This is a genomic window from Achromobacter sp. (assembly GCF_050285565.1).
Taxonomy (GTDB): domain Bacteria; phylum Pseudomonadota; class Gammaproteobacteria; order Burkholderiales; family Burkholderiaceae_B; genus Achromobacter.
In genome coordinates, this window is sequence record NZ_JBLZXG010000010.1 from 243,538 (window position 1) to 270,206 (window position 26,669).

At 67.6% G+C, this 26,669-nt stretch carries 28 protein-coding genes; 24 read left to right on the forward strand and 4 right to left on the reverse strand.

Annotation, left to right across the window (positions count from 1 at the left end; all coding sequences use genetic code 11):
* Window positions 1-85: 85 nt before the first annotated feature.
* Entirely contained in the window at window positions 86-1,396 is a 1,311-nt protein-coding gene (gene folC, locus ACN6O8_RS21580; RefSeq protein ID WP_427993032.1) for a bifunctional tetrahydrofolate synthase/dihydrofolate synthase, read from the reverse strand.
* A 162-nt stretch (window positions 1,397-1,558) separates the two neighbouring features.
* Between folC and ACN6O8_RS21585 the strand changes: the two genes are divergently transcribed.
* The 4 genes from ACN6O8_RS21585 to ACN6O8_RS21600 all read left to right on the forward strand — a co-directional run bounded on the left by ACN6O8_RS21585 (window position 1,559) and on the right by ACN6O8_RS21600 (window position 5,420).
* A complete protein-coding gene (locus ACN6O8_RS21585; protein ID WP_427993033.1) occupies window positions 1,559-1,975 on the forward strand; it encodes a cupin domain-containing protein in 417 nt (138 codons plus the stop codon).
* A 78-nt stretch (window positions 1,976-2,053) separates the two neighbouring features.
* Window positions 2,054-3,025: a Bug family tripartite tricarboxylate transporter substrate binding protein gene (locus tag ACN6O8_RS21590; RefSeq protein WP_427993034.1), complete on the forward strand. Its 972-nt coding sequence runs from the start codon at window positions 2,054-2,056 to the stop codon at window positions 3,023-3,025.
* A complete protein-coding gene (locus ACN6O8_RS21595; protein ID WP_427993035.1) occupies window positions 3,022-4,254 on the forward strand; it encodes a CaiB/BaiF CoA transferase family protein in 1,233 nt (410 codons plus the stop codon). Before ACN6O8_RS21590 ends, ACN6O8_RS21595 begins: the two co-directional genes overlap by 4 nt.
* Window positions 4,254-5,420, forward strand: a complete 1,167-nt coding sequence (locus ACN6O8_RS21600; protein ID WP_427993036.1) for an acyl-CoA dehydrogenase family protein — start codon at window positions 4,254-4,256, stop codon at window positions 5,418-5,420. Before ACN6O8_RS21595 ends, ACN6O8_RS21600 begins: the two co-directional genes overlap by 1 nt.
* Window positions 5,421-5,454: 34 nt before the next feature.
* Here the strand turns inward: ACN6O8_RS21600 and ACN6O8_RS21605 are convergent, their stop codons facing one another.
* Window positions 5,455-6,192: an IclR family transcriptional regulator gene (locus ACN6O8_RS21605; RefSeq protein WP_427993037.1), complete on the reverse strand. Its 738-nt coding sequence runs from the start codon at window positions 6,190-6,192 to the stop codon at window positions 5,455-5,457.
* 143 nt (window positions 6,193-6,335) lie between these two features.
* Here ACN6O8_RS21605 and ACN6O8_RS21610 point away from each other — a divergent pair, with 143 nt between their 5' ends.
* The 7 genes from ACN6O8_RS21610 (at window position 6,336) to ACN6O8_RS21640 (ending at window position 11,586) form a co-directional block, all read left to right on the forward strand.
* Complete coding sequence (locus ACN6O8_RS21610) at window positions 6,336-6,713, forward strand: flagellar protein FlaG (RefSeq protein ID WP_427993038.1); 378 nt, start codon at window positions 6,336-6,338, stop codon at window positions 6,711-6,713.
* 144 nt (window positions 6,714-6,857) lie between these two features.
* A complete protein-coding gene (gene fliD, locus ACN6O8_RS21615) occupies window positions 6,858-8,252 on the forward strand; it encodes a flagellar filament capping protein FliD (protein WP_427993039.1) in 1,395 nt (464 codons plus the stop codon).
* 18 nt (window positions 8,253-8,270) lie between these two features.
* Window positions 8,271-8,699, forward strand: coding sequence for a flagellar export chaperone FliS (gene fliS, locus ACN6O8_RS21620; protein ID WP_427993040.1), 429 nt, complete (start codon window positions 8,271-8,273; stop codon window positions 8,697-8,699).
* A gap of 48 nt (window positions 8,700-8,747) precedes the next feature.
* Window positions 8,748-9,101: a flagellar protein FliT gene (locus tag ACN6O8_RS21625; RefSeq protein WP_006385218.1), complete on the forward strand. Its 354-nt coding sequence runs from the start codon at window positions 8,748-8,750 to the stop codon at window positions 9,099-9,101.
* Entirely contained in the window at window positions 9,098-10,450 is a 1,353-nt protein-coding gene (locus tag ACN6O8_RS21630; RefSeq protein ID WP_427993041.1) for a flagellar hook-length control protein FliK, read from the forward strand. Before ACN6O8_RS21625 ends, ACN6O8_RS21630 begins: the two co-directional genes overlap by 4 nt.
* Window positions 10,450-10,764 (forward strand): EscU/YscU/HrcU family type III secretion system export apparatus switch protein, encoded by a 315-nt coding sequence (locus ACN6O8_RS21635; RefSeq protein ID WP_427993042.1) that lies wholly within the window; start codon window positions 10,450-10,452, stop codon window positions 10,762-10,764. The genes ACN6O8_RS21630 and ACN6O8_RS21635 overlap by 1 nt, the downstream gene beginning before the upstream one ends.
* A 24-nt stretch (window positions 10,765-10,788) precedes the next feature.
* Window positions 10,789-11,586 carry a flagellar brake protein gene (locus ACN6O8_RS21640; RefSeq protein WP_427993043.1) on the forward strand — a complete coding sequence of 266 codons (798 nt, stop codon included), beginning with the start codon at window positions 10,789-10,791 and terminating at the stop codon, window positions 11,584-11,586.
* Window positions 11,587-11,664: 78 nt separating this feature from the next.
* Here ACN6O8_RS21640 and fliE read toward each other — a convergent pair whose 3' ends face one another.
* Window positions 11,665-11,997: a flagellar hook-basal body complex protein FliE gene (gene fliE / locus ACN6O8_RS21645; RefSeq protein WP_427993044.1), complete on the reverse strand. Its 333-nt coding sequence runs from the start codon at window positions 11,995-11,997 to the stop codon at window positions 11,665-11,667.
* Between the two features lie 1,275 nt (window positions 11,998-13,272).
* Between fliE and fliF the strand changes: the two genes are divergently transcribed.
* The 13 genes from fliF to fliR all read left to right on the forward strand — a co-directional run bounded on the left by fliF (window position 13,273) and on the right by fliR (window position 24,568).
* A complete protein-coding gene (fliF, locus tag ACN6O8_RS21650) occupies window positions 13,273-14,949 on the forward strand; it encodes a flagellar basal-body MS-ring/collar protein FliF (protein ID WP_427993045.1) in 1,677 nt (558 codons plus the stop codon).
* Window positions 14,939-15,949 (forward strand): flagellar motor switch protein FliG, encoded by a 1,011-nt coding sequence (fliG, locus tag ACN6O8_RS21655; RefSeq protein WP_427993046.1) that lies wholly within the window; start codon window positions 14,939-14,941, stop codon window positions 15,947-15,949. Before fliF ends, fliG begins: the two co-directional genes overlap by 11 nt.
* On the forward strand, window positions 15,942-16,685 hold the full coding sequence (fliH, locus tag ACN6O8_RS21660) for a flagellar assembly protein FliH (protein ID WP_427993047.1): 744 nt from the start codon (window positions 15,942-15,944) through the stop codon (window positions 16,683-16,685). Before fliG ends, fliH begins: the two co-directional genes overlap by 8 nt.
* Window positions 16,682-18,157 carry a flagellar protein export ATPase FliI gene (gene fliI / locus ACN6O8_RS21665; RefSeq protein ID WP_427993048.1) on the forward strand — a complete coding sequence of 492 codons (1,476 nt, stop codon included), beginning with the start codon at window positions 16,682-16,684 and terminating at the stop codon, window positions 18,155-18,157. Before fliH ends, fliI begins: the two co-directional genes overlap by 4 nt.
* Window positions 18,150-18,599: a flagellar export protein FliJ gene (gene fliJ / locus ACN6O8_RS21670; RefSeq protein ID WP_427993049.1), complete on the forward strand. Its 450-nt coding sequence runs from the start codon at window positions 18,150-18,152 to the stop codon at window positions 18,597-18,599. Before fliI ends, fliJ begins: the two co-directional genes overlap by 8 nt.
* 20 nt (window positions 18,600-18,619) lie before the next feature.
* The gene (locus ACN6O8_RS21675; protein ID WP_427993050.1) at window positions 18,620-19,990 is read left to right on the forward strand and encodes a flagellar hook-length control protein FliK; all 1,371 of its coding nucleotides are present in this window, start codon (window positions 18,620-18,622) and stop codon (window positions 19,988-19,990) included.
* A gap of 170 nt (window positions 19,991-20,160) precedes the next feature.
* Window positions 20,161-20,769 (forward strand): flagellar basal body-associated FliL family protein, encoded by a 609-nt coding sequence (locus tag ACN6O8_RS21680; protein ID WP_427993051.1) that lies wholly within the window; start codon window positions 20,161-20,163, stop codon window positions 20,767-20,769.
* Between the two features lie 2 nt (window positions 20,770-20,771).
* The gene (fliM, locus tag ACN6O8_RS21685) at window positions 20,772-21,779 is read left to right on the forward strand and encodes a flagellar motor switch protein FliM (RefSeq protein ID WP_427993052.1); all 1,008 of its coding nucleotides are present in this window, start codon (window positions 20,772-20,774) and stop codon (window positions 21,777-21,779) included.
* The gene (gene fliN / locus ACN6O8_RS21690) at window positions 21,772-22,326 is read left to right on the forward strand and encodes a flagellar motor switch protein FliN (protein WP_427993053.1); all 555 of its coding nucleotides are present in this window, start codon (window positions 21,772-21,774) and stop codon (window positions 22,324-22,326) included. The genes fliM and fliN overlap by 8 nt, the downstream gene beginning before the upstream one ends.
* 13 nt (window positions 22,327-22,339) lie before the next feature.
* Complete coding sequence (gene fliO, locus ACN6O8_RS21695; RefSeq protein WP_427993054.1) at window positions 22,340-22,663, forward strand: flagellar biosynthetic protein FliO; 324 nt, start codon at window positions 22,340-22,342, stop codon at window positions 22,661-22,663.
* Between the two features lie 20 nt (window positions 22,664-22,683).
* Complete coding sequence (gene fliP, locus ACN6O8_RS21700; protein ID WP_427993055.1) at window positions 22,684-23,466, forward strand: flagellar type III secretion system pore protein FliP; 783 nt, start codon at window positions 22,684-22,686, stop codon at window positions 23,464-23,466.
* Between the two features lie 9 nt (window positions 23,467-23,475).
* A complete protein-coding gene (gene fliQ, locus ACN6O8_RS21705) occupies window positions 23,476-23,745 on the forward strand; it encodes a flagellar biosynthesis protein FliQ (RefSeq protein WP_025138879.1) in 270 nt (89 codons plus the stop codon).
* A gap of 34 nt (window positions 23,746-23,779) precedes the next feature.
* Entirely contained in the window at window positions 23,780-24,568 is a 789-nt protein-coding gene (fliR, locus tag ACN6O8_RS21710) for a flagellar biosynthetic protein FliR (RefSeq protein WP_427993056.1), read from the forward strand.
* A 62-nt stretch (window positions 24,569-24,630) separates the two neighbouring features.
* Here fliR and ACN6O8_RS21715 read toward each other — a convergent pair whose 3' ends face one another.
* Entirely contained in the window at window positions 24,631-26,226 is a 1,596-nt protein-coding gene (locus ACN6O8_RS21715) for a methyl-accepting chemotaxis protein (RefSeq protein ID WP_427993057.1), read from the reverse strand.
* Window positions 26,227-26,669: the final 443 nt, after the last annotated feature.

The window sequence follows — 26,669 nt, forward strand, 5'->3', positions numbered from 1 at the left end:
TTGCGGCGCCGCGCGGCGGCGGGTATGCGGGTATGGCGGCGAACCGCCACGACGCTGCACCCGGTTTTGCCTATGCCGCCTTTGCCTACGCCTTGCGACCCAGAGACTGCAAAACCGAGGCCACGGTGAGAAATGATCCGAACACCACGATTCTATCATTCTCGCCCGCCCGTTCGCGCGCCGCGGCGAAGGCCTGGGCGGGATCCGCATAAGCGGTGACGCCCGGCGCCTCGGCCCCGGCGGGCGCCGCCGGCAACGCGGCGGCAACCCGTTCGGCCAGGCTTTCGCCGGTGCCGCCGCGCGGTCCCGGCAGGCCGGCGCAGAACCAGTGGTCGACGCGGGTGCCGAGCTTGACCAGCACGCCGGTCAGGTCCTTGTCGTTGAGCATGCCGAACACCGCGTAGGTGTAGGGGTGGAAACCCATGTTGTCCAGGTTCTGGGCCAGCACCGCGGCGGCATGCGGATTGTGGGCCACATCCAGGATCACGGTCGGCTGGCCCGGCAGGATCTGGAAGCGGCCGGGCAGCGAGGCCTGCAGCAATCCCTGGCGCACGGCCTGCTGCGGCACCGGCAGGCGGTCGCGCACCGATTCCAGCGCGGCCAGCGCGGCCGAGGCATTCAGCAGTTGATTGGCGCCGCGCAGCGCTGGATACGCCAGCGCGCTGCGGCGCTGTTCGCGCCCGCCATAGGCCCATTGCTGGCGATCGCCCGAATAGTTGTAGTCGCGGCCGAACAGCCACAGGTCGGCGCCGATTGTCTCCACGTAATCGAGCAGCGATTGCGGCGGCACCGGGTCGGCGCACACGGCCGGGCGGCCCGAGCGGTAGATATGGGCCTTCTCGAAGCCGATCTTTTCGCGCGTGTCGCCCAGGTAGTCGATATGGTCCAGGTCGACGCTGGTGACGACGGCACAGTCGGCATCGACGATATTGACCGCGTCCAGGCGGCCGCCCAGGCCCACTTCCAGCACCACCGCGTCCAGCCGCGATTGCGAGAACAGACGCAGGATCGCCAGCGTGGTGAATTCGAAGTACGTCAGGGAGGTGTCGCCGCGCGCGGCCTCGACCGCCGTGAACTGCGCGATCAGGGCTTCGTCCGAGGCGATCTGGCCATTGACGCGGGCGCGTTCGTTGAAATCGATGAGGTGCGGCGAGGTGTACAGGCCGACTTTGTAGCCGGCGGCCAGCAGAATGGCTTCGAGCATGGCGCAGGTCGAGCCCTTGCCGTTGGTGCCGCCCACCACGAACTTCACGCCAGGCAGTTCCAGGTTCATGCGCGCCGCCACTTCCCGCACGCGTTCCAGGCCCATGTCGATCGCGGTGGCGTGGATGGATTCCAGGTACTTCAGCCAATCGGACAGGGAGGCACCGGCGGCGGGCTTGAGGGCAGAGGGCATGACGGCAACGAAAAGGTGAACAACCCGGGATTTTAGCAGCGCGCGCCCGGTGTTTTCCCTAATCCCCAGGGCGCGGCAAGGGATCTTCGGGAAAAAAGGCTTGCCGATGTTTTTCTCATACGTAAAAATAAATTCACATATGAAAATTAAAAGGGAGACATCATGACGCAGCAAAAGACCCCGGCCTGGCTGGTCCGCGAAGCCGATGTGCCCGGCTACCACCCGGCCAACCACACCGGCACCCTGAACCGCCGCCTGATCGGCCCCGACACCGTCGGCGCGCGCGGCGTGGAGGTGCTGCTGGGGGTGATCGACAAGGGCAAAGGCGCGCTGCCGCATGCCCATCCCGGCATCGAGCAGGTCTGTTACCTGCTGTCCGGCACCGCCCGCGCCCAGGTCCAGGACGAATGGGCCGACATGGGACCGGGCGATTGCTGCTATTTCCCGCCTGACATCCCGCACGTGTTCACCGTCACCAGCGACGAGCCGGCCCGGCTGCTGGTGATCTACACGCCGCCCTACGAGGAATCGCCCGACCGCGTGATCCGCGGTTTCCCCGCGCCCGCCACCGACGCCTGAGGCGCCGGGGCCACCGGCATTCCCGGGCAGCGGCCGCAGAAGCCGCGCCCGGTTTCCCACCATCTGGAGAGACAAACCATGCAACTTGCACGCCTGTTGCGCGCCACCCTGATCGGCGCCGCCAGCCTGCTGGCCCTGCCCGCGGCCCAAGCCGCGGACTACCCGAACAAACCCATCACCCTGATCGTGCCGTTCCCGGCCGGCTCGGGCACCGACGCGGTCGGGCGCATCTTCGGCGCCGAACTGTCGACCGTCCTGGGCCAGCAGGTCGTGGTCGAGAACAAGCCCGGCGCCAACGCCACCATCGCCGCCAGCTATGTGGCGCGCGCCAAGCCGGACGGCTACACGCTGTTCGTCACCACCAACACCTCGCACTCGGCCGCGCCGTGGCTGATGAAGAACATCCCCTATGACCCGGTCAAGGACTTCACCCCCATCGCGCGTGGCGGCAACCTGCCCTTCATTCTGGTGGTCAACCCCAAGCGTCCCTGGAAGCGCGTGGCCGACCTGGTGGCCGATGCCCGCCAGCACCCCGGCCGCATCACCTACGCCAGCGGCAACAGCACCGGCATCGTGGCCGGCGCCACATTGGCCAACCGCGCCAGGATCGACATCCTGCACGTCCCCTACAAAGGCACGCCGCAGGGCCTGACGGATGTGGTCGGCGGCCAGGTCGACTTCATGTTCACCGACCTGGCCTCGGGCCTGCCGTTCGTGCAGTCGGGCCAGTTGCGGGCGCTGGCGGTGTCCACCGCCGCGCGCAGCGCCATCGTGCCGGATCTGCCGTCCATGGCCGAATCGGGCGTGCCGGACTTCGACCTGAATTCCTGGAACGGCTACTTCGGCCCGGCCGGCATGCCGCCCGAAGTGGTGGCCAGGCTCAACGCCGCCATCAAGCAGGTGGTGGCCAAGCCCGACGTGCGCAAGCGCCTGGCCGGCCTGGGCTTTGACGCCTTCTCCAGTTCGCCCGAGGCCTTCGCCCAGTTCGTCAGCGAACAGCGTGACCTGTGGGGCAAGCTGATCCGCGATGCCGGGATCGAGCAGCAATGACAACGTCTCCCGCAGCCACCCCGCAGGCCGCCGGCCCCCTGGCGGGCGTGCGCATCCTGGACCTTAGTTCGGTCGTGATGGGCCCCTACGCCACCCAGGTCCTGGCCGATCTGGGCGCGGATGTCATCAAAGTGGAGTCGCCGGCGGGCGACAACATGCGCGCCGTCGGCCCCATGCGCAATCCGGGCATGGGGCATCTCTACCTGCACCTGAACCGCAACAAACGATCCGTGGTGCTGGATCTGAAGACGCCCGAGGGCCGCGAGGCGTGTCTGCGGCTGGCCGAGGGCTGCGACGCCCTGCTCTACAACATCCGCCCCCAGGCGATGGCGCGGCTGGGCCTGTCGTACGAGACGGTGGCCGCGCGCAACCCGCGCATCGTCTACCTGGGCGCCTATGGCTTCGGCGAGGCCGGCCCCTACGCGGGCCGCCCCGCCTACGACGACCTGATCCAGGGCCAGACCGGCATCGCGGCGCTGGCGGCGCGCCAGAGCGGCGACGTGCCGCGCTACGCGCCGCTGACACTGGCCGACCGCGCCGTGGGCCTGCACGTCGGCATCGCCCTGGTGTCGGCGGTACTGCACGCCCGCGCCAGCGGCCAGGGCCAGCAGGTCGAAATCCCGATGTTCGAAGGCATGGCGCACCTGGTGCTGGGCGACCACCTGGGCGGGGCAACCTTCGAGCCGCCGCTCGGCCCCACCGGCTACGCCCGGCTGCTGGCGCCGCATCGCCGCCCCTATGCCACGGCCGACGGCTATATCTGCCTGCTGATCTACAACGACAAGCACTGGCGCAACTTCTTCGCGCTGATCGGCCAGCCCGAACTGGGGCAGGATCCACGCTTTCACAGCCACGGCGCGCGCGCCGCGCATATCGAGGAGGTCTACGCCTTCGTCGCCGACGTGATCCGCACCCGCCCCAGCCAGGACTGGCTGCGGACGCTGGCGCAGGCCGACATCCCGGCCTCGCAGCTTTACACGGTGGACGATCTGCTGGCGGACGAACACCTGGCGGCGACCGGCTTCGTGCAGGCCCATGATCACCCCACCGAAGGCCGCCTGCGCACCCCGGCCCCGCTCGGCCGCTACCAGGGCACGCCGACCGCCATCCGGCGCCCGGCGCCGACGCTAGGCCAGCACAGCCGCGAAGTGCTGGCCGAGGCCGGCTACGACGACGCGGCCATCGACGCCCTCTTCTCCCATCGCATCACCCAGGACGGAACCCGCTGATGGACTTCGAATTCACCCCCGACCAGTTGGCCCTGCGCGAGGCCGTGTCGCGCATCTGCGAACGCTATCCCGACGACTACTGGCTGGAGCGCGACCGCGCAGGCGGTTTCCCGGAACCGCTGCACGCGGACCTGGCGCGCGACGGCTGGCTGGGCATCGCCATGCCGCAGGAGCACGGCGGCGCCGGCCTGGGCATGACCGAGGCCGCCCTGATGATGCAGACCATCGCCGCCTCGGGCGCGGGCTTTACCGGGGCCTCGGCCGTGCACATGAACATCTTCGGCCTGAACCCGGTGGTGGTGTTCGGCAACGACGAACAGCGCGCGCGCTGGTTGCCGCCGCTGATCGCTGGACGCGAAAAAGCCTGCTTCGCCGTGACCGAACCCGACGCCGGCCTGGACACCACCAAGCTCGGCACCCGCGCCGTGCGCCAGGGCGACGAATACGTGGTGCATGGCCGCAAGATCTGGATCTCGACCGCCCAGGTGGCCGACAAGATGCTGCTGCTGGCCCGCACCACGCCGCTGTCCGAGGTGGCCAAGCCGACTCAGGGCCTGTCGCTGTTCTACACCGATCTGGACCGCGCCACGGTCGAGGTGCGCGAGATCGAGAAAATGGGCCGCAAGGCGGTGGACTCGAACATGCTGTTCATCGACGGGCTGCGGATTGCCGCCGCCGACCGTATCGGCGAGGAAGGCCGCGGCTTCGAGTACATCCTGCATGGCCTGAATCCGGAACGCATCCTGATCGCGGCCGAGGCGGTCGGCATCGGCCGCGCCGCCCTGGAACGGGCGGTGCGCTATGCCGGCGAGCGCAAGGTGTTCGGCCGGCCGATCGGTCAGAATCAGGGCATCCAGCATCCGCTGGCGCAGGCCTGGATGCAACTGGAGGCGGCGGATCTGATGGTGTTCAAGGCCGCCAGCCTGTATGACGCCGGCCAGCCCTGCGGCCCCGCCGCCAATGCCGCCAAGTACCTGGCGGCCGAGGCCGGCTACAACGCCTGCCAGACCGCGGTGATGACCTTGGGCGGGATGGGCTACGCCAAGGAATACCACGTGGAACGGCTGCTGCGGGAGAGCTTCATCCCGCGCATCGCGCCGGTCAGCCCGCAGCTGATCCTGTGCTTCATCGCCGAGAAGGTGCTGGGTCTGCCCAAGTCCTACTGAGCCCGGGGCCGGGCCTGCCGCTGGCGGGACGGCCTCAGGACTGCTGTTCCAGTCCGGTGCAGGCCGACCGCAGGATGCGAGCGTATTCCTCCTGGCGCGGCTCGATGCGGTAGATCGGCCCGCCGACCGAGATGGCGTAGTGCTCCCCCGACAGCGTCAGCGGCCAGGCGATGGCGCCGACATCGGGGATCGATTCGCCGCTGTTCATGAACCAGCCGCGCTGGCGCGAGCGCTCGATGTCCTGCAGCACCGCTTCGCGCGTGACCAGCGTGCGGTCGTTGTAGCGCGTCAGCGGCGTGGCCGCCAGGAGCGCGTCGCGGGCCGGCTCGTCCATCAGGGACATGAGCGCTTTTCCCAGCGAATTGGCATGTACGTCCTTGAACTCGCCGGCAACCGGCGCGTATCGGATCGTATGGGGCGAATCCAGCACATCCAGGTAGACCACCCGGCCATCCGGGGCCAGCTTGGCAAATACGACGGTTTCACGGGTTGCGTCCCGCAATTCGACCAGACTCGGGTAGACCCGGTCCAGCACCGGATCGGCGCGGGCGATGCGCTGCGCCATCGCCAGCAGGCGGCCGGTCGGGTAGTAGCCCTGGCGGCGGCCGGTTTCATAGAGATAGCCCAGGCCGGTCAGGGTGCGAATCAGCGCCAGGCAGCTCGACACCGGCACGTCCAGCAGCCGGGCCAGCTCCGACAGGGGCAATGCGCGCTTCTCCCGGGCGTAGGTTTCGATGATTTCTATGACTCGCAACGCCGTCTTGACACTCATTGCCCGATCCCAACTCGTTAGCACATGAAACAACCCTCCGCGCCGGGCCCTAAAGTTCGCCGCGAGACTGCCGTAATCGTAGCTGAGAATTCCCTGAAAACAGCGCGTTCCTCCGAGACGCCCTCATCGCCGCTGGAGTGATCATGGCCGTAACCCCCTTAGCCCCCGCTACGCTCGCGCCCCCGCCGGTCGCGCCCGTGCCGGCTGCCGCCGACCCGTCGGTCACCGTCGCGCCACCGGTCGCCAGCAGCCAGAGCGGCGGCGCCGATACCGCCACGTCAGAGCAGTCGACCTCGCAGAAACTGCCCCTGGAAAAGGCGCTCGATGAGATCAACGAGCAGATGAAGGCCTGGTCCACCCAGTTGCAATTCGAGGTCGATCCCGACGTGCACCAGGTGGTGGTGTCGGTGGTGGACGCCAAATCCGGGGACGTCATCCGCACCATCCCCAGTGAAGCCGTGCTGAAGATCGCCAAAATGATCGTCAACATGCAAGGCAACGGCATCAAAACCACGGCTTGACATGCCCGCCCATATTTTCCGCTGTGCCCGTTTTGGCGCCAATCGATGACGGAAGCATCGAATTAGGCCCGCCTTATGCCCTTACCCGGCCAATCGCCGGCACCCTATTTTTGACAGAATCGCATCGCTAGGAAGGAATTTCACATGGCCTCTATCACTAACCTCGGTTCGGTTTCCGGCTTGCCCCTGGAAAAGATCCTGTCGGACCTGCAAGCCGCCGAGGACAAGAAGCTCTCGATCTACACCGACCGCGCCACTGGCTACAAGATCCGCATCGACGCCTACGCGCAGTTGCAAAGCTCGTTGGAAGCCCTGCAGAAGTCGGTCGGCGTGCTGGGCAAGACCGAGACGATGGCTGCCATCAAGGGCAGCGTCACCGGCGGCACCGCCTTGACGGCCACCGTGGCCGCCGAGGGCGCCGTTGCGGGCCAGTACACCATTACCGTGAACAACCTGGCCCGGGCCCAGAGCCTGCAATCGGGCGCCGTGGCCGACCGCACCGCCAAGAACGGCGACACCGGTTCCTTTGAAGTCGAGCTGGCCGACGGCACCAAGCACACCGTCGACCTCAAGGGCGACACCTCGCTCAACGGCATCGTCAAGGCCATCAACGCCGACGACAAGTCCAGCCTGCGCGCCACCGTCATCAATGACGGCAACGGCAACAACTTCCTGATGCTGACCGCCAAGGACACCGGCGTCCAGGCTTCGGTCAAGAACATCACCGTCACCGGCGACCAGTCGCTCAAGGACATCCTGTCCTTCAGCACCGCCGCCGACGGCACCACCAGCGGCATGGCCAATACCAAGGCCGAAGACGCCGAAGTGGTCATCAACGGCATCACGGTCAAGAGCGGTTCGAACAACATTTCCAAGGCCATCGACGGCGTCACGCTGAACCTGACCGAAAAGACCGAGGCCGGCAAGCCGATCACCCTCAAGCTCGAAGCCGACACCTCGGTCGCCAGCAAGGCCGTGCAGGACTTCGTCAAGACCTACAACGCGCTGCAGACGACCATCAAGAACCTGACGTCCTTCGACGCCAAAGCGCAACCGGCCACCAGTCAGCCGCTGACCGGCGACGGCACCACGCGCTCGATCCAGTCGTCGGTGACTGGCGCGCTGCAGGCCGTGTTAGGCGAGGGCACCGTGCGCTCGCTGGCCGACCTGGGAATCACCACCGACCCGATGACGCGCCAGCTCAAGCTGGACCAGACCAAGCTCGACAAGGCGCTGAGCGAAAACCCGGGCGACGTCACCAAGCTGCTGACCGGCGACAAGGGCGTGGCCAAGAGTTTCGACGCCGCCTTCAAGGACGTGCTGGGCAGCACCGGCTCGCTCAAGACGCGCACCGACGGCCTGGCCAAGACGATGAGCGACCTGGACGCCCAGCAGAAGCGCGCCAAGGCCGCCAGCGACGCCGAACTCGACCAGATGCGTACGCGCTTCGTGGCGCTGGACAAGTTCTACATGCAAATGCAGACCACCGCCAACTACCTGACCCAACAATTTGCGGCGATGAACAAATCGAGCAAATAACCTGTAGAAGATGCATTAATGACTTACGCCGCACGCCGCCCCACAGGGTCTCAATCCGTCCGCTCCTACGCCGATATCGGCCTGGAAACTCAGGTCATGAGCGCGAGCCCCGAGCGGCTGATCACCCTGCTGTACCTGGGTGCCCGTGCGGCGATCGGACAGGCGCGCATCCACATGCAGGAAGGCCGGGTCGCCGAGCGCGGCGCGGCTATCTCGAAAGCGATCAAGATCGTCGATGAAGGCTTGAAGACCGGGTTGAACATGGAGGCCGGCGGCGACATTGCCGCCAACCTCGCCCGGCTCTACGATTACATCGTCCGCACCCTGCTGACGGCAAATCTGAAAGCGGACCCCGAGCAACTCGACATCGCCGACCGCCTGCTGGCGGACCTGGCCGAGGCTTGGCAGACTTCCATCGACCGACCGGCTGGCGTAGCGCAGCCCTGATGGCCCAGAAACACCAATCCAGCCAGCCATCGAACGCCCGAGATTTCCATGACGTCCCTTACCCAGTACTCCTCCCCCATCCTGGAACATTACCAGGAGATAGCCCTGATCACGGGCGAAATGCTGACGGCCGCGCAGGCCGGTGACTGGGATACGGCGATGGCCCATGGGCAGCAGTACTGCGAGCTGGTCGAGCGCCTGCGGATCGCCGAACCGACGGCGCCGCTGGACGAGGCCGGCCGCGCCATGAAGTACGACCTGCTGGTGCGCATCCTCGAAAACGACGCGATGACGCGCGACCTGGCGTTGCCGCAACTGGCCCGGCTGGGCGAACTGCTGGGCCGCATGAAGCGCCAGCAGACCTTGCTCTCGGCCTACGGCTATCAGGCGCCTGAAGCATGAGCGTAGGTCCCGCGGCACTCGGCAACGTCCTAGTGCAGCGGTTGGACGCCGTGCTTGGCACGACGATGTCCGCCGCCAGCGCCAACCAGGTGTCGGGCGCACGGCCGGATGCGGTCAGCCAGCCCGGTTCCCTGGACAAACCCGGCTCGGCGGACGGCTCGACCCGCGATCCCCGCCAAGGCATACAGACCGGTGGCGCCCGCGGCGATCGCCCAGCCACCGTCATCGATGCCAAGACCGCGGCGGCGCTGGCGCTGGCCGCGCGCGGCCTGGTCACCAGCAGCGACACCACCGCCTCGGCCCCCACCACCCTGGGCACCACCGCGCGCGCCATCCTGGCGCTGCTGGCGCAGTATCCTGAAACCGCCCCGCCGGTGCAGGGCCGCGCGCCGCTCTGGACGGCGCCAGCGCCCGCGCCGGCGGCCGGCACCCCGACGCCACCGGCCGCCGCTCAACCCAATCCACAGCCGGCAGCGGGCGCTCCCATGCCCGCCCCGGCCGGCGCCCCGGCTTCGGCCGCATCGGCCGCCAACAGCGCGGCGGCCATCGCCGCGGCCGCCGCCGCCGCGGCCGACACTCCCGCGGATGCGCCGGCCGCCAACAAGCCCGGGCGTCCCGCTGGCCCCGATGGCGCGACCGCCGGCGCCAAGGGCGCGGAGGGAACGGCCCACGCCACCCTGGCCGGCGCCGCGCCCTCGGCCCGCGCACTGGGCCAGGCCCTGCGTGTCGCGCTGCAGACCAGCGGGCTGTTCTACGAGTCGCACCTGACCGACATGGTGTTCGGCCGCAGCAACCCCGCCCAACTGCAACAGGAACCCCAGGCCCGCCTCACCCGTGGCGGCGCCACCGATGCCGAAAGCGCGCGCCCGCGCGCGGAAAGCGCCGCGCCGGCCGGCCGCGCCAGCGGCGAGGCATCCGCCCCCGCGGGCACCAACACCCCCACGCCGGGCACGCCGGTCAGCGGCATCCACCAGGATCTGACGCTGCTGGTGCGCCAGCAACTGGACGTCCTGGCCAACCAGGCGCTGACCTGGCAGGGCGAGGCCTGGCCCGGCACGCCGATGGAATGGGAGGTGGAACGCGACCCCTACGGCGGCGATCCGGATTCCGCCGTGTCCACCTGGGCCACCCGCCTGAAGCTCGATCTGCCGCGCCTGGGCCTGGTGGACGCGCGCCTGAATTTGGCGGGCGACCAGATCGTGCTGCAAGTGGTCGCGCCCCACAGCGCGGCCGAGATCAACGAATCCTCGGATCTGCTGCGCTCGCGCCTGCTCGCCGCCGGCCTCACGCTCAGCCACCTGGTGGTGAACGTGGTCGATCCCCGCCCCGTCGTCCCCACGGATTTCTGATGCGCACCGTCCCGCCGCCCGACCCGGGCCCGAACGCCAACCGCAACGCCGCGGTGGCCATTTCGTACGACGACCAGGACGCCGCGCCGCGGGTGGTCGCCAAGGGCTACGGCCAGTTGGCCGACACCATCGTGCGCGCGGCCGAGGAAAACGGCCTGTACGTGCACGAATCGCGCGAACTCGTCGGCCTGCTGATGCAGGTGGACCTGGATTCGCACATTCCCCCCCAACTTTACGTCGCGGTGGCAGAATTGCTGGCCTGGCTCTATCGCCTCGAATCGCGCGAGCCTCCCGCAGCCGCGCCGCCCGCCTGACCCCTCTCTCTAAGGACCACCACCGTGTTGGATGCCAGCGATCCGGAATTCCTGCTCACGCGGCCGGAAGACATGCGCGCCGCGCTCTTCGAGCTGACGCACCCCGATAGCCACATCCTGGTGCGCGACGCCGCGGACCGCGAAATGGCGGTGCTGGTGCTGGGCGCGGACAAACAGACCCGGCAGTTCTTCTGGCGTCCGCGCGACTATGCCGGGGCCGACTTCGAACAGTCGGACAGCATGGGGCTGCTCAGCGGCACCACCTTCCATTTCCACGCCACCGCCTACGGCGGCGTGCAGATCCGCTTTCGCGTCTCGCGCCCCGAAGTCATTTATTTCGATGACGGCAGCGCGGCGCTGATGTCGCCCTTCCCCGACCGCCTGGCCCGCGTCCAGCGCCGCAAGATGTTCCGGGCCTCGCTGGTCACCAACGCCAACCGCTGCCAGGCGTCGTGGCGCCCCACCCCGACCGACAAGCCGATCAGCTTCTCGGTGCGCGACATTTCGGTGGATGGAGTGGGATTGCGAGCCGAACTGGCGGTGCAGGCCCTGCCGCAGCGCGGCGAGGTGCTGGAGGACGTGCTGCTGGACTTTGGCGACCTGGGCAAGCTCAACGCGCACCTGGAAGTACGCAACGTGTACCCGATCTCGGGCCAGCCTATGACCCAGGCCGCCGGCCCCGACGAACCGGCGCCGACCCATGTGTCGCTGACGGGCGAGCCGCCGATGAGCCACCTGGGCGCAGTGTTCCTGAACCTGGACGCGCGCCAGGAAACGTGGCTGCAACAGGTGGTCTGGCGGCTGGAAAAGACGGCGCGGTAGGCCGGTCTACGCGGCACGCGCGGGCGCCGTGACCAACAGGGCCGGCGTGCTGCCGGCCCCTGTTTCGCGCGACTGGCCTTACACGGCCATCGACGAGATTTCCTTGTAGGCCGCGACCAGCTTGTTGCGCACCTGGACCGCCGTCTGGAAGCCGATGCTGGCTTTTTGCAGGTCGATCATGACGTCGTTGAGCGAGACATCGGGCGCGCCCAGTTCAAAGGCCTTGGCCTGGGTCGAGGCGGCGTTCTGCGCGGCCGTGACGCGGCGGATGGAACGGTGCAGCTCGGCGGCGAAGCCGTCGGGCTGGGCCACGCTTTCGCCAGCGGCGAGATTGCCGGTTTCGGCCTTGGTCACCGCCACGCGCATCTGCTGGAGCATGCTTTCGATGCCGGACAAGCCTGATACAGCCATTACGTTATTCCTTGCTGATGGAACGAGGGACGACGCCCAGGATGTAGCCAGCGTAACCCGGCATGGCGTCCGCCATAGCGGCTAAAAGCCGCCAAAACACCCGATATTTCCTTGGATGGGCCAACAACTTCCGACAGCGTTCAGGACCACCAGCCTCACCTTTCCAATTCGGCCAGGCATCACTTTCAGGATTCGTATGCAAGATCGCGATCTCTTGTCGCTGCTGCAACCACCGCACCAACATCGCCGTTGGTCTGCTTTCTGGCAAAAAACGATGAATAACGAAAATTCGAACCCTTCTTTCCTTGCTACTCGAACGCTCTACATATAAAACAAAACGTGTTGGTTCTATGTTGACTTCTCGATAGCTTCACGCAAGCCATAAACCACGATCTGAGCAGATGGCCAGCGGCTCAACATTGCGATAGACGTACTTGCGTAGGCTCGGTGAATCGATGGTTGTCATATCGCCAACCCATCCATGAAAACCGCAGGCCCAATGACTATGAAAGGAGCTTCATCATGATGCGTTTTGATGATTACTTCTGGCCCCTTTGAACAATGCACTGATTAGGTGGCTGCATTCCCCAATTAGGTCTTCCAACGATCCATTTTCGGGTGTCTATTCCAGGCATGTAAATCATCGAACGCCTCGATGCCATGCCGTTGCCCCTTGATCCACTCCTTCAGTGTTCCACTTCGGACGCTTTCTGACCCGATGGGTTGGGCAGCGTCCGCATGCATTCCCTCACTGCCCCTCCAGGCATACGCGAGCCGGCCCGAATCGCTCCAAGCATGGCGCGCTAACCACCCGCACATGCAAGACTTTCAAACATGCCGATGCCCAGCCTCTCTCTCACCAAAACCTGGTCACGAACCTATCCCTCCCCTCGCGCTCCGGATCTTGCCGTCTGCCGCCTGCGTAACGTCGCTAGATCGACCTAGATCGGACAACGCCCACTGTTGCTCGGAACCCATTGCCCTGCTCTGCAACTGCGTGAACGGGGGCCAATACTAGCCTCCCGATGAGGCCCCGATTATTGGGGACGCACTTAGCTCGACCGAGAAGTGCGGATCGCCCCCGCCCTGCCTCGCCCGCTTGTCGACATAGAGGACAAGTAACGCCAAAAAACCGCTGTTTTCAACGATTGGGTTTGCTAACGCAGCAGCAATAATCCAGGCTCTCCCCAGACCAGAAGCACGTTGCATGTGTAATCTGCCCTACCCGAACATGAAGTCATTTTCCCTGCTCCGCGAAGCCAGCGGGAGCCGCCAATGAATCAGCAGGCTACCCTTAGCGCGTCGCTTCTGGCGAAGTTTCCCGTGTTGGAAAAGGTCCGTGCCCTGCCCAAGCCGATCCTGCTCGGCGCGGCGGCGGCACTGGTCGCGCTGATCGTCGCCGTGGCGATGTGGAGCAGCGAGCCCAAATACAAGGTGCTGTTCTCGAACCTGGATGACCGCGACGGCGGCGCCATCGTGACCGCCCTGGGCACCATGAACGTGCCCTACAAGTACAACGACACCGGCACCGCCCTGCTGGTGCCGGCCGACCGCGTCTACGACGCCCGCCTGCAACTGGCCTCGCAAGGCCTGCCGCGCGGCGGCTCGGTCGGCTTCGAACTGATGGACAACGCCCGTTTCGGCGCCAGCCAGTTCGCCGAGCAGATCAATTACCAGCGCGGCCTGGAAGGCGAACTGGCGCGCTCGATCGAATCCATGCACACCGTGCAGCACGCCCGCGTGCACCTGGCCATGCCGCGCCAGTCGCTGTTCGTGCGCGAGCGCCAGGCACCGACCGCCTCGGTGCTGCTGAACGTCTACCCCGGCCGCAGCCTGAGCGATGCCCAGGTCTCGGCCATTTCCTGGCTGGTCGCCTCCAGCGTGCCCGAGCTGACCGCCGAAAACGTCTCCATCGTCGACCAGAACGGCCGCCTGCTGTCCGCCCCGACCGGCGAAGGCCGTGGCATGGACGCCGACCAGATGCGCATGGTTCGGGAAACCGAACAACGCACCGTCGAGCGCATCCTCACCATCCTCAATCCGCTGGTCGGCCCCGGCAACGTGCACGCCCAGGCCAGCGCCGAGATGGACTTCTCGCGCCGCGAGGAAACCTCCGAGGTCTACCGCCCCAATCAGGAACCCGGCCAGGCCGCCATCCGCAGCCAGCAGACCAGCGAATCGAATCAGCGCGGCATCAACCCCGCCCAGGGCGTGCCCGGCGCGCTGTCGAACCAGCCGCCGGCCAACGCCCAGGCGCCGATCGCCAACCCGCCGCAGACCCAGCCGCCGCGCCCGGGCCAGCCGCAGCAGCAGGGCCAGCAGCAGCAACAACAGACCACCACCGGCGCAGGCGGCCAGGCCGCCGGCGGTACCGTCAGCGACCGCCGCGACGCCACCACCAACTACGAAGTCGACCGCACCATCAGCCACATCAAGCAGCCGGTCGGCATGCTCAAGCGCCTGTCGGTCGCCGTGGTGGTCAATTACGTGCGCGACAAGGACGGCGAACTGGTCGCCCTGCCGCCCGAGGAACTGAGCAAACTGACCAACCTGGTGCGCGAGGCCATGGGCTATTCCGAAAGCCGCGGCGACTCGCTGAACCTGGTCAACAGCCAGTTCAATGACGGCCCGCCGCCCGTGCCGATGTGGCGCGATCCGGAAATGATCTCGCTGTTCAAGACCATCCTGGCGTGGCTGGTCGGTGGCGTGCTGGCCCTGTGGCTGTACCGCAAGGTCCGCCGCTCGGTGAGCGACTACCTGTACCCGCCGGTCGATCCGGAAGTGGCCGAGGCCGAGCGCATCGAAGCCCAGCGCGAGGCCCAGGACCTGGCCCGCGCCAAGGAAACCGACCGTTACCAGGACAACCTGGAACGCGCCCGCACGATGGCGAACAAGGATCCGCGCGCCGTCGCGATGGTCCTGCGCACCTGGATGACCAAAGATGAAAAATGATGCCAAACCCATGGACGGCATGACGCGCAGCGCCGTCCTGATGATGTCGCTGGGCGAAGACGCCGCGGCCGAGGTCTTCAAGTACCTCAGCGCGCGCGAAGTCCAGCAGGTCGGCGCCGCCATGGCCAGCCTCAAGCAGGTCACCCGCAACGACGTGGCCGTGGTGCTGGAGGAATTCCGCCAGGAAGCCGACCAGTTCATGGCCGTCACGCTGGGCTCGGACGACTACATCCGCACCGTGCTGACCAAGGCGCTGGGCAGCGACCGCGCCGCCGGCCTGATCGAAGACATCCTGGAGGCCGGCGAAGGCGGCAGCGGCATCGACGCCCTGAACTGGCTCGACCCGCACACCGTGGCCGAGCTGATCGGCGACGAACACCCGCAGATCATCGCCACCATCCTGGTGCACCTGGAGCGCGACCGCGCCGCCGGCGTGCTGGCGCTGCTGACCGACCGCCTGCGCAACGACGTCATGCTGCGCATCGCCACCTTCGGCGGCGTGCAGCCGGCCGCGCTGTCCGAGCTGACCGAAGTGCTGAATTCCGTGCTGGCCGGCCAGGGCGCCAAGCGCAGCAAGATGGGCGGCGTGCGCACCGCGGCCGAGATCCTGAACATGATGAATTCGGCCGAAGAGGAAACCGTGGTCGCCAGCCTGCGCGAACGCGACAGCGACCTGGCGCAGAAGATCATCGACGAAATGTTCGTGTTCGACAACCTGCTCGATGTCGAAGACCGCGCGATCCAGCTCATCCTCAAGGAAATCGACAACGACACGCTCATGGTCGCGCTCAAGGGCGCCCAGGAAGAGCTGCGCGCCAAGTTCCTGCGCAACATGTCCAGCCGCGCCGCCGAAATGCTGCGCGAGGACCTGGAAGCGCAAGGGCCGATCCGCATGTCGAAGGTCGAGGGCGAGCAGAAGAAGATCCTGCAGATCGCCCGCCGCCTGGCCGAAAGCGGCCAGATCGTGCTGGGCAACTCCGGAGACGACGCGTATGTCTGAAGCGGATACCGGTCAGTCGACGCGCATTTCGCGCAGCGCCGCCTGGCGGCGCTGGCAGATGCTGTCGTTCGACGAGCCGCCGCCTGTCGAAGTCGAACCCGAACCGCAACCCGATCCGGGCCCCGACCCCGAAGTGGTGATGGCGCAACTGCGCGCCCAGGCCATCGCCGAGGGCCGCGAGGAAGGTTACGCGCAAGGCCACGCCGCCGGCCTCGAAGCCGGCCGCGCCGAAGGCCATGAAGCGGGCCTGGCCGCCGGCCGCGAAGCCGGCTACGCCGAAGGGCTGGCGCAGGCCCGCGAACAAGGCGCCGAAGAAGCCCGGCACCTGCATGCGCTGATGCAGGCCTGCGCCGAATCGGTCGGCGCGCTGGAAGAAAAGATGGGCCAGAGCCTGCTGACGCTGGCCCTGGACATTGCCCAGCAGGTGGTGCGCACCACCCTGGCCGAACAGCCCGAAACCGTCGCCAGCGCCGTGCGCGAAGTGCTGCACATCAACCCCACCGCCGGCGGCCAGATGCGGCTGTGGGCCAATCCGGCCGATATCGAACTGATCCGCCTGCACCTGGCCGACGAGCTCAAGGAAGGCCACTGGCGCGTGCTGGCCGACGAATCGATTGCCCGCGGCGGCTGCCGCGCCGAGACGCCGTTCGGCGACATCGACGCCACCTTGCAGACCCGCTGGCGCCGCGTGGCGGCCTCGCTCGGTCGCAACGTCCACTGGGAGGAACCGGTGTGAGCGCCCATCCGGCCCCCGCGCAGCCCGGCCAACCGGCCGTGCCGGTGATCGACCGCTGGCAGACCCAACTGCAGATCGGCTCGATCCGCGCCGCCTCGACCGACCCCTGGCTGGTCAGCGGCAAGATCACGCGCGCCACCGGCCTGGTGCTGCACGCCACCGGCCTGCGCCTGCCCGTGGGCGCGGCGGCCCGCATCGAGATCGCGCGCGGCCACGACCACTGGGCCGACGCCGAAGTGGTCGGTTTCGACGGCCACACCTTGTACCTGATGCCGCAGGCCGACATTTCCGGCCTGCCGCCCGGCGCCCGCGTGGTACCCGGCGAGCCGCCGGTGCAGCGCCAGATTCCGCTGCCGCGCAAGGCCGAACTGAATGGCAACGCCAAGCCGCAACTGGGCCGCCACCTGCCGGTGGGCAACGCCCTGCTCGGCCGCGTGCTCGACGGCGCCGGCCGGCCGCTGGACGGCCTGGGCCCGCTGACCGGCGCCGAACTGGCGCCGCTGTCGGCCCAGCCCATCAACCCGCTGTCGCGCGCGCCGATCGACACCGTGCTCGATACCGGCGTGCGCGCCATCAACGGCCTGCTCACCGTCGGCCGCGGCCAGCGCATGGGCCTGTTCGCCGGCTCCGGCGTCGGCAAGAGCGTGCTGCTGGGCATGATGGCCCGCTACACCAAGGCCGACGTCATCGTGGTCGGCCTGATCGGCGAGCGCGGCCGCGAAGTCAAGGAATTCATCGAGCACAACCTGGGTCCCGAAGGCCTGGCGCGCTCGGTGGTGGTGGCCGCGCCGGCCGACGTCTCGGCATTGCTGCGCCTGCAGGGCGCGGCCTACGCCACGCGCCTGGCGGAACACTTCCGCGACCAGGGCCTGGACGTGCTGCTGATCATGGACTCGCTGACCCGATACGCCATGGCGCAACGGGAAATCGCGCTGGCCATCGGCGAGCCGCCGGCCACCAAGGGCTATCCGCCGTCGGTGTTCGCCAAGCTGCCGACCCTGGTCGAGCGCGCCGGCATGGGCGCGCCCGGCCCCAGCGGCAAGGCCGGCTCGATCACCGCCTTCTATACCGTGCTGGCCGAGGGTGACGACCAGCAGGATCCGATCGCCGATTCGGCCCGCGCCATCCTGGACGGCCACGTGGTGCTGTCGCGCCACCTGGCCGAATCCGGCCACTACCCCGCCATCGACATCGAGGCCTCGATCTCGCGCGCCATGACCTCGCTGATCACACCGCAGCAGTTCGCCGTGGTGCGCCGTTTCAAGCAGACGCTGTCGCGCTACCAGCGCAACCGCGACCTGATCGCCGTGGGCGCCTACGCCGCCGGCAATGACCCGCAGCTGGACGATGCCATCGCCCGCTACCCGCGCCTGGAAGCCTTCCTGCAACAGGATATCGGCGAGAACGTCGGTTACGAGGATGCGGTGGAACAACTGCGCGCCAGCTTCGAATTGAGAGACACCTATGCCTAGCCAATTGCCCCTGGACATGCTGATCAACCTGGCCAAGGAGAGCACGGACGAGGCCGCCCGCCTGCTCGGCCGGCTCAGCACCGAGCGCACCAACGCCGAGCGCCAGCTCGGCATGCTGCAGGACTATCGCCAGGACTACCTGGAGCGCCTGCAGCAAGCCATGACCACCGGCATGTCCGCCAGCGACTGCCACAACTACCAGCGCTTCATCGGCACCCTGGACGACGCCATCGGCCAGCAGCAGAACGTGCTGCGCCAGGCCGACGAGAACCTGGCCAAGGGCCGGCTCTACTGGCAGCAGGAAAAGCGCAAGCTCAATTCCTACGACGCCCTGGCGCAACGCGAATTGCGCGCGCAGGCCGTGGTGGAATCCCGCCGCGAGCAGCGCGCCAACGACGAATACTCCGCCCGCCTGGTCCAGCGCCGGGCTGGAATGCACTAATTGCCCACAGGAAGCCCGAGATGACCGCTCCCCTGCCCATGCCCGCCATCGCGCCCGCCGCGCCGGCCTCGATCGCCGATACGCTCGGCGCCAAGGCCGCGTCCGCCACGTCCAAGAAGGGCCCCTCCTTCTCCGACGTGCTGGCCCAGCAACGTCCCAACCCGTCCGCCGACGCGCGGCCGGCCAACAACAACGGCACCAAGACGCCGACCAACGGCGGCAAGACCTCGAGCGATGCCGCCGCCAACGCCGAAGACGCCGCCGCCACCGCGATCGACAACGCGGTGCAGACCGCCACCCAGGCCGAGGCCGGGGCGCTCGCCGTGGCCGCCACGCAGCAGCCCGCCACGCCGGTCATTCTGCCGGAGCAGGCGCTGGAGATCGCCGCCCAGGCCGCCGAGCAAGTCCAACTGGCGCGCGGCAGCGCTCAGGCCGCCGCCACCGCCATCAGCAGCGGCGCCGCCGTGGTGCAGGCCGCGCTGACCGCCAACGACGCCATCGCTACCCCGCGCGCGCCGGTGCCGGCCACGGCGCAGCAGGCCGAGGCCGCCGCCGCGCTGGCCAGCCGCGATGCGCAGATTGCCCAGCCCGTGGTTACCGCGGCCGTCAAGCCCGGCTCGACGCCTGTCGTCGAAGCGGCAGCCGCCAAGACCGCGCCCGCCGCCGAACTTGCGCGCCCCGCCATCGAAGCCGCCGCGCCGCGCGCCGCCAATGCGCGCGTGGCTCCGGCCGACCCCGCGCCCGCCCTGCCACACCACGCCCGCGCCGAAGAAGACCCGGCCGCGCCGGTGCTCAGCACGGCGCAACAGTTCCAGGTGCCGCAGCACGCCGCCAATGCCCAGGATCACCTGGCACAGGCGATCGCCGCCGCCACGCAGCGCCAGCAGCCCGCTCCCATCGCCAACCCCGCCAGCATTGCCGTGCCCAATGTACCGGTGGTGCTGCAGGTCGCCACCCCCGTGGGCGGCACCCACTGGGGCACCGAGCTCGGCCAGCAAATGGTGGTCATGAGCAACAACCTGCGCCAGGGCACCCAGACCGCCGAACTGCGCCTGGATCCGCCCGACCTCGGCCCGCTGCGCGTCAGCATCAACCTGGCCGACGGTGTCGCCAGCGCCTCCTTCGTGTCGGCTCACGCCTCGGTGCGCCAGGCCATCGAAACCGCGATTCCGCAATTGCAGCAGGCGCTGGCCCAGGCCGGCATCTCGCTGGGCCAGACCAGTGTCGGCGAACAGGCCGCGCAGCAGGAATTCGCCCAGCAGAACGGCGGCGGTTCGCAACGCCAGGGCGGCGGCAATGGCGCCGCGGTGGCCGACGGCGCGATCGATGGCCAGCCGGCCACCGTGACGGCTTCGCGCAACGCCAATGCGCTGGTCGACACCTTCGCGTAACAATCACGCGGCCCGCGGCCGGCAACGGTTGCGGGCGGTGCAGCAATAGCTTGAGATACGCGGCTTTCGCCCTGTTTTTCGCCTCCAAGCGGGGGCGTGATTTCGGGCAGAATGCTTTCATCCACTAAGAATCCGTTTTCATCAGCGGCAAAACACGCATCGACACCGAGATGGCGACTTCCAAACCCACAACCATGCCGCCGCGCGGCCCGCTTCCGACACGCTCCGGCGGCATTGGCCGCATCCTTCGTCCGTTGCTCATGATATTGGTGCTGCTGTTGGTGGCCGCCGCCAGCGCCGGCGCGACCTGGTTCATCGCCCAGCGCATGCAGCCGCAAGGCGGCGCGCCGGTGCAACTGGGCGTGGGCCAGACCGGCAACCAGCCGGGCCAGCCCGGCGCCGCCGGCCCGCAGGCCACGCCGACCACCTTCGTCGCCCCGCCCGCCACCCCGGCGGCGGTGCCCGCCCCGATCTTCGTGCCGATCGAGGCCTTCACGGTCACGCTGCAAAATGCCGACACCGAACGCATCATGCACGTCGGCCTGACGCTGCGCGTCAGCGACGAGCAGACCCGCATCCGCCTGGAAAAATACATGCCGGAAGTGCGCAGCCGCATCCTCATGGTGCTGTCCGCGCAATCGCCCATTGCCGTGCAGACGCAGCAGGGCAAGACCGACATGGCCAACGCCATCAAGCAAGCCGTCAACCGCCCGTTCGCGCCCCTGCCGGACGGCCAGTATGTCACCGACGTACTGTATACGGCGTTCGTGGTGCAATAAGCATGGCCTACGAGGCGTTTCTTTCGCAGGACGAAGTCGACGCGCTGCTGGCCGGCGTCACGGGCGAGAGCGACAGCAAAAAGGAATCGGCGGGCCCCAACGACGGCGCCCGCGCCTATGACCTGAGCTCGCCCGACCGCGTGGTGCGCCGGCGCATGCAGACGCTGGAGCTCATCAACGAGCGTTTCGCGCGCCAGATGCGCAGCGTGCTGTTGAACTTCATGCGCCGCAGCGCCGACATCACCGTCGGCTCGATCAAGATCCAGAAGTACGCGGACTTCGAGCGCAACCTGCCGGTTCCCAGCAATCTGAACATGATTCAGATGAAGCCGCTGCGCGGCACGGCGCTCTTCACCTACGACCCGAATCTGGTGTTCCTGGTCATCGACAGCCTGTTCGGCGGCGATGGCCGCTACCACACGCGGGTCGAGGGCCGGGACTTCACCACCACCGAACAGCGCATCATCCGGCGCCTGCTCAACCTGACCCTGGAAAGCTACGGCAAGTCCTGGGATCCCGTCTATCCGATCGAATTCGACTACGTCCGCTCGGAGATGCACACCAAGTTCGCCAGTATCACCGGCAACAATGAAGTGGTGGTCGTCACCTCGTTCCACATCGAATTCGGCGCGACCGGCGGCGACCTCAACATCTGCCTGCCCTACTCCATGATCGAGCCGGTGCGCGACCTGCTCACGCGGCCGCTGCAGGAAACCACGCTCGAGGAAGTCGACCAGCGCTGGTCGCAGCAGCTTTCGCGCCAGGTGCGCAGCGCCGACATCGACGTGGTCGCCGAATTCGCGCGCATTCCGTCCAGCATCCGCGAACTGATGCGCATGAAGGTCGGCGACATCCTGCCCGTGGATGTGCCGCAGACCGTCATCGCCCATGTCGACGGCGTGCCGCTGATGGAATGCGGCTACGGCGTCTTTAACGGCCAGTACGCCCTGCGCGTGCAAAACATGTTTACCCACGATACCGAATCAAACGAGGCCCCCGACCATGACTGACAAGAACGAGCCCGGCTCCGGCTCGTCCCCGGCCGACGACTGGGCCGACGCGCTCGCCGAACAATCCCGCGCCAATCCGCCCACGCAGGCGGACGGCCTGAAGCCCGCCCAGGACGACTGGGCCGCCGCCATGGCCGAGCAGACCGCGGCCACGCCGCCCGCGGCCGCCGCGCCGGCGCCCGCTGCCGCGCCGGCCGCGCCCGCCCCCGCCGCGCCCGCCGCCCAGTCGGCGGCGCAATCGGTGTTCAAGCCGCTGGCCGGCTCGGCCGCCGGCACCGGCACCGACATCGACCTGATCATGGACGTTCCCGTCCAGTTGACCGTCGAACTGGGCCGCACCCGGCTGACCATCAAGAACCTGCTGCAACTCGGTCAGGGCTCGGTGGTGGAACTGGACGGCCTGGCCGGCGAGCCGATGGATATCTTCGTCAACGGCTACCTGATCGCCCAGGGCGAAGTGGTGGTGGTGGAAGACAAGTACGGCATCCGCCTGACCGACATCATCACCCCGTCCGAACGCATCAACCGCCTCAACAACCGCCGTTGACGCCGCGCCCGTGATGAACGAGTCCGCCCTGCTGCGCGTCGTCATCGGCCTGGTGCTGGTGCTGGCGGCCATCCTGGCCGCGGCCTGGCTGGCGCGCCGCGCCGGCCTGACGCAGCGCGGCGGCGGCAACCTGCTCAAGCAGGTTGCCAGCCTGCCGATCGGCGCGCGGCAGAGCATCGTCGTCGTCGAGATCGAGAACACCTGGGTGGTCGTGGGCGTCAGCCCCGGCCAGCTCAACACCCTGCATACCCTGCCCGCCGGCGAACTGCCGCAGGCCGCGCCGATGCCCACCGCCGCCTTCGCGGCAAAACTGGGCCAGGCGCTCAAGCGCCGCTAGGCGGCGCGCGTTTCCACACCATGAGCTTGCCCTCTTCCCTTCGCGCCCGTCGCCGCGCGCTGCCCCTGCTGGGCGCCGCCGCATTGCTGGGCCTGGCGTTTTTCCCCGGCGGCGTGATCGCCCAGGCCACCCTGCCCGCCCTGACCGCGACGCCCGGCCCCGGGGGCTCGGAAACCTATTCGCTCAGCATGCAGACGCTGCTGCTGATGACGTCGCTGTCGTTCCTGCCAGCGGCATTGCTCATGATGACCGGCTTCACCCGCATCATCATCGTGCTCGGCCTGCTGCGCAGCGCCATGGGCACCGCGATGTCGCCGCCCAACCACGTGCTGATCGGCCTGGCGCTGTTCCTGACCTTCTATACGATGTCGCCGGTGTTCGACAAGATCTACACCGACGCCTACAAGCCGCTGTCCGAGGGCTCCATCCAGTTCGAGGCCGCGGTCGAGCGCGCCGCCGGCCCGCTGCGCACCTTCATGCTGCACCAGACGCGCGAGAACGATCTGGCGCTGTTCGCCAACCTGGCCAAGCAACCCGCGTTGGAAGACCCGTCGCAGGTGCCGCTGCGCATCCTGGTGCCGGCCTTCATTACCAGCGAACTCAAGACCGCGTTCCAGATCGGTTTCACCATCTTCATTCCGTTCCTGATCATCGACCTGGTGGTCGCCAGCGTGCTGATGGCGCTTGGCATGATGATGGTGCCCCCCGTGACCGTGGCGCTGCCGTTCAAGCTGATGCTGTTCGTGCTGGCCGACGGCTGGAACCTGCTGATGGGCTCGCTGGCCCAGAGCTTCTACCAATAGGGAATCGCCATGACCGCCGAAACCGTCATGACCATGACCTACCAGGCGATGAAGGTCGCGCTGGCGATGGCCGGCCCGCTGCTGATCATCACCCTGATCGTGGGCCTGGTGATCAGCATCTTCCAGGCCGCCACGCAGATCAACGAAATGACCCTGTCGTTCATCCCGAAGCTGCTGGCCATGTGCGGCGTGCTGGTGCTGCTGGGCCCGTGGCTGATCGGCATCATGGTCGACTACATCCGCCAGTTGATCGGCCAGATTCCCGGCCTGGTGTCGTAGCGGCGCGCGCCGCCGGCCCCCGCGACGCGTCTCCATGTTTTCGTTCACCCTCGAACAGCTCAATGGCTGGATCGGCCAGTTCCTCTGGCCGTTCGTGCGCATCCTGGCGCTGGTGGGCACCGCGCCCCTCTTTTCCGAATCGACCGTGCCGGTCAAGGTCAAGATCGGCCTGGCCTTCGTGCTGGCCGTCGCCGTCAGCCCCGCGCTCGATCCCGCGCCGCCAATCGCCCCGGGTTCCTTTGCCGGCCTGTGGATGGTGATGCAACAGGTGCTGATCGGCATCGCCATGGGCTTCACCATGCGGCTGGTGTTCGCGGCGGTGCAGACTGCCGGTGAATTCGTCGGCCTGCAGATGGGTCTGTCGTTCGCCTCGTTCTTCGACCCTGGCACCGGGGCCAACACCGCCGTGCTGTCGCGCCTGTTCAACATCGTGGCGATGCTGACCTTCCTCGCGCTGGACGGCCACCTGCTGGTGCTGGCGGCCCTGGTGCGCTCGTTCGACACCCTGCCGGTGGCCGCGCTGCAATTGCACCAGAATGGCTGGGGCGTGGTGGTGGAATGGGGCAAGACCGTGTTCGTATCCGGCCTGCTGCTGGCCCTGCCGCTGATCTGCGCGCTGCTGACGATCAACCTGGCCATGGGTATCCTGAACCGCGCCGCGCCGCAACTGTCGGTGTTTTCCGTCGGCTTTCCGGTCAGCCTGATCGTCGGCGTGGTGCTGCTGGCCGTGGTGCTGCCGAACGCCGGCCCCTTCCTCGAAGCGTTGTTCGAGTCCGGCCTGTCGGCCATGAGCCGCGTGACCGACGCGCTGGCCGGCAGGTAGGCCGCGCGCCCCATGAAAAAAGCCGGCCCGAAGGCCGGCTTTGCAGCGGATGCCGCGCGAAACTACTGCTGTCCGGTCAGCCGGAACACCCGGATGGTCTCGCGCAACGCGCCCGACTGGTTGCCCAACTGCATCACCGCGCCGCCCAGTTCCTGCACCAGCGCGGTATTCTGCACCGTCATCACATCCATCTGCGATACCGCGCTGTCGACCTGCTCGATACCGCTGGACTGTTCCTGCGAGGCCTGCGAGATCTCGCCGATGATGTCGGTGACGCGATGCACGGCGGCGACGATCTCCTCCATCGTCGCGCCCGCCTGCTCGGCCTGGGCCGAACCTTCCGACACGCGCTCGACCGAGTCTTCGATCAGGCCCTTGATTTCCTTGGCCGCCTGCGCGCTCTTTTGCGCCAGGCTGCGCACTTCGCCCGCCACCACCGCGAAGCCCTTGCCGGATTCGCCGGCGCGGGCCGCTTCCACCGCCGCATTCAGCGCCAGGATGTTGGTCTGGAAGGCGATGCCCTCGATGATGCTGACGATATCGACGATCTTGCGCGAACTCTCGGAGATGCCATGCATGGAGTTCACGACCTGTCCCACCGCCACGCCGCCGCGGCGCGCCACGTCCATGCTGCTGGCGGCCAGTTGATTGGCCTGGCGCGCGTTGTCGGCGTTCTGGCGCACCGTGGAAGTCAGTTGCTCCATGCTGGCCGCCGTCTGCTGCAGCGAGGCGGCCTGGCCTTCGGTGCGGCCGGCCAGCTCCTGGTTGCCGCGCGCGATGTGCACCGCCGCCTGGGTGGTGCCTTCGATGCCGCGATACACGTCCTGGGCAATGCCGACCAGGCTCCTGCGCATGACTTCCAGCGAGAAATTCAGGCTGCCGATCTCGTCGTCCGATTCGGCCACGATGTGCGTGGTCAGGTTGCCGGCGGCGACCTGGCGCGCCATGTTGGCCGCCTCGACCATGGGATCCAGTACCGCGTGGCTCAGGCGCCAGCCAAGCGCGAAAATGCCGGCCACGCCCAATCCCAGCAGGCCGCAAGCCAGGCCGGCGCCGGTCGCGTCCAGCGCGTCCCAGTTGGCGCGCAGGCCGTAGACCCCCGCGGCCACCACGATGCCCGAGGACAACAACGCATGGCGGAACATGCGCCCGCGCACATTGCGCCGGAACGGAAACGCCAGCACGTCCAGGCCACGCCGCCAGCCCGCCCGCACCGCGCGGCCGCGCACGATGCGCAGGCCGCGGGCGCGGCCTTCACGGATGCGCGCGTAGAGTTCCTCGGCCATCTCGACTTGGGCCTCGCTGGGGCGCACCCGCACCGACGAATACGCCACCACTTCGCCGTCTTCGACGATCGGCGTGGCGTTGGCCAGCACCCAGTAGTAGCCGCCGTCCTTGCGGCGGTTCTTGACCAGGCCCAGCCACGATTCACCCGCCTGCAGGGTGCGCCACAGATCCTCGTAGGCCTCGGGCGGCATGTCGGGATGGCGGACGATGTTGTGGGCCTTGCCGATCAGCTCCTCGCGCGAGAATCCGCTGACTTCGATAAAGGCCGGGTTCGCGTAGAGGATGCGGCCCTTGGTATCAGTGCGCGAGATCAGGTATTGATCCTCGCGCAGCTTAGTTTCCACATCATTGACTGGAAGGTTTACGCGCACAGCTTGTCTCCGGTTGCATCATATGTCGCGGCGAACGATTGATAGCGGTCTGTCCGGACCTGGCGCCCCGCAGCAGCCTGTCCCCCCGCCCGGTGCTCGCAGGGCGCGCGCAGGATGCGCGGCGCCACCGGAACCGGTTCGCCCCGATGTGGGGCGTTACGCCCAATAACGGTAGTATTTTCGAAAACTTAACTCGTTCACTAATTGAAATCGCCGATGGCATTCTACCCGGCGGCCCCGAAGGGGCGCCGGGTCGGCCGGAGCCGCGGCCAGCGATGGGCCGCGCTCCGCTTGGCGACGGGGGATCAGCCCCGTGCCGATCAGTCGTGCGTCAGCGTCGGTGCCTGATAGCCACCCAGTTGCTGGGCCGGCACCTCGATCACTTCGCCGGCATTGATCTTGAACACCGCCACCGCTTCGGCCAGGCGCTGCGCCTGTTCCTG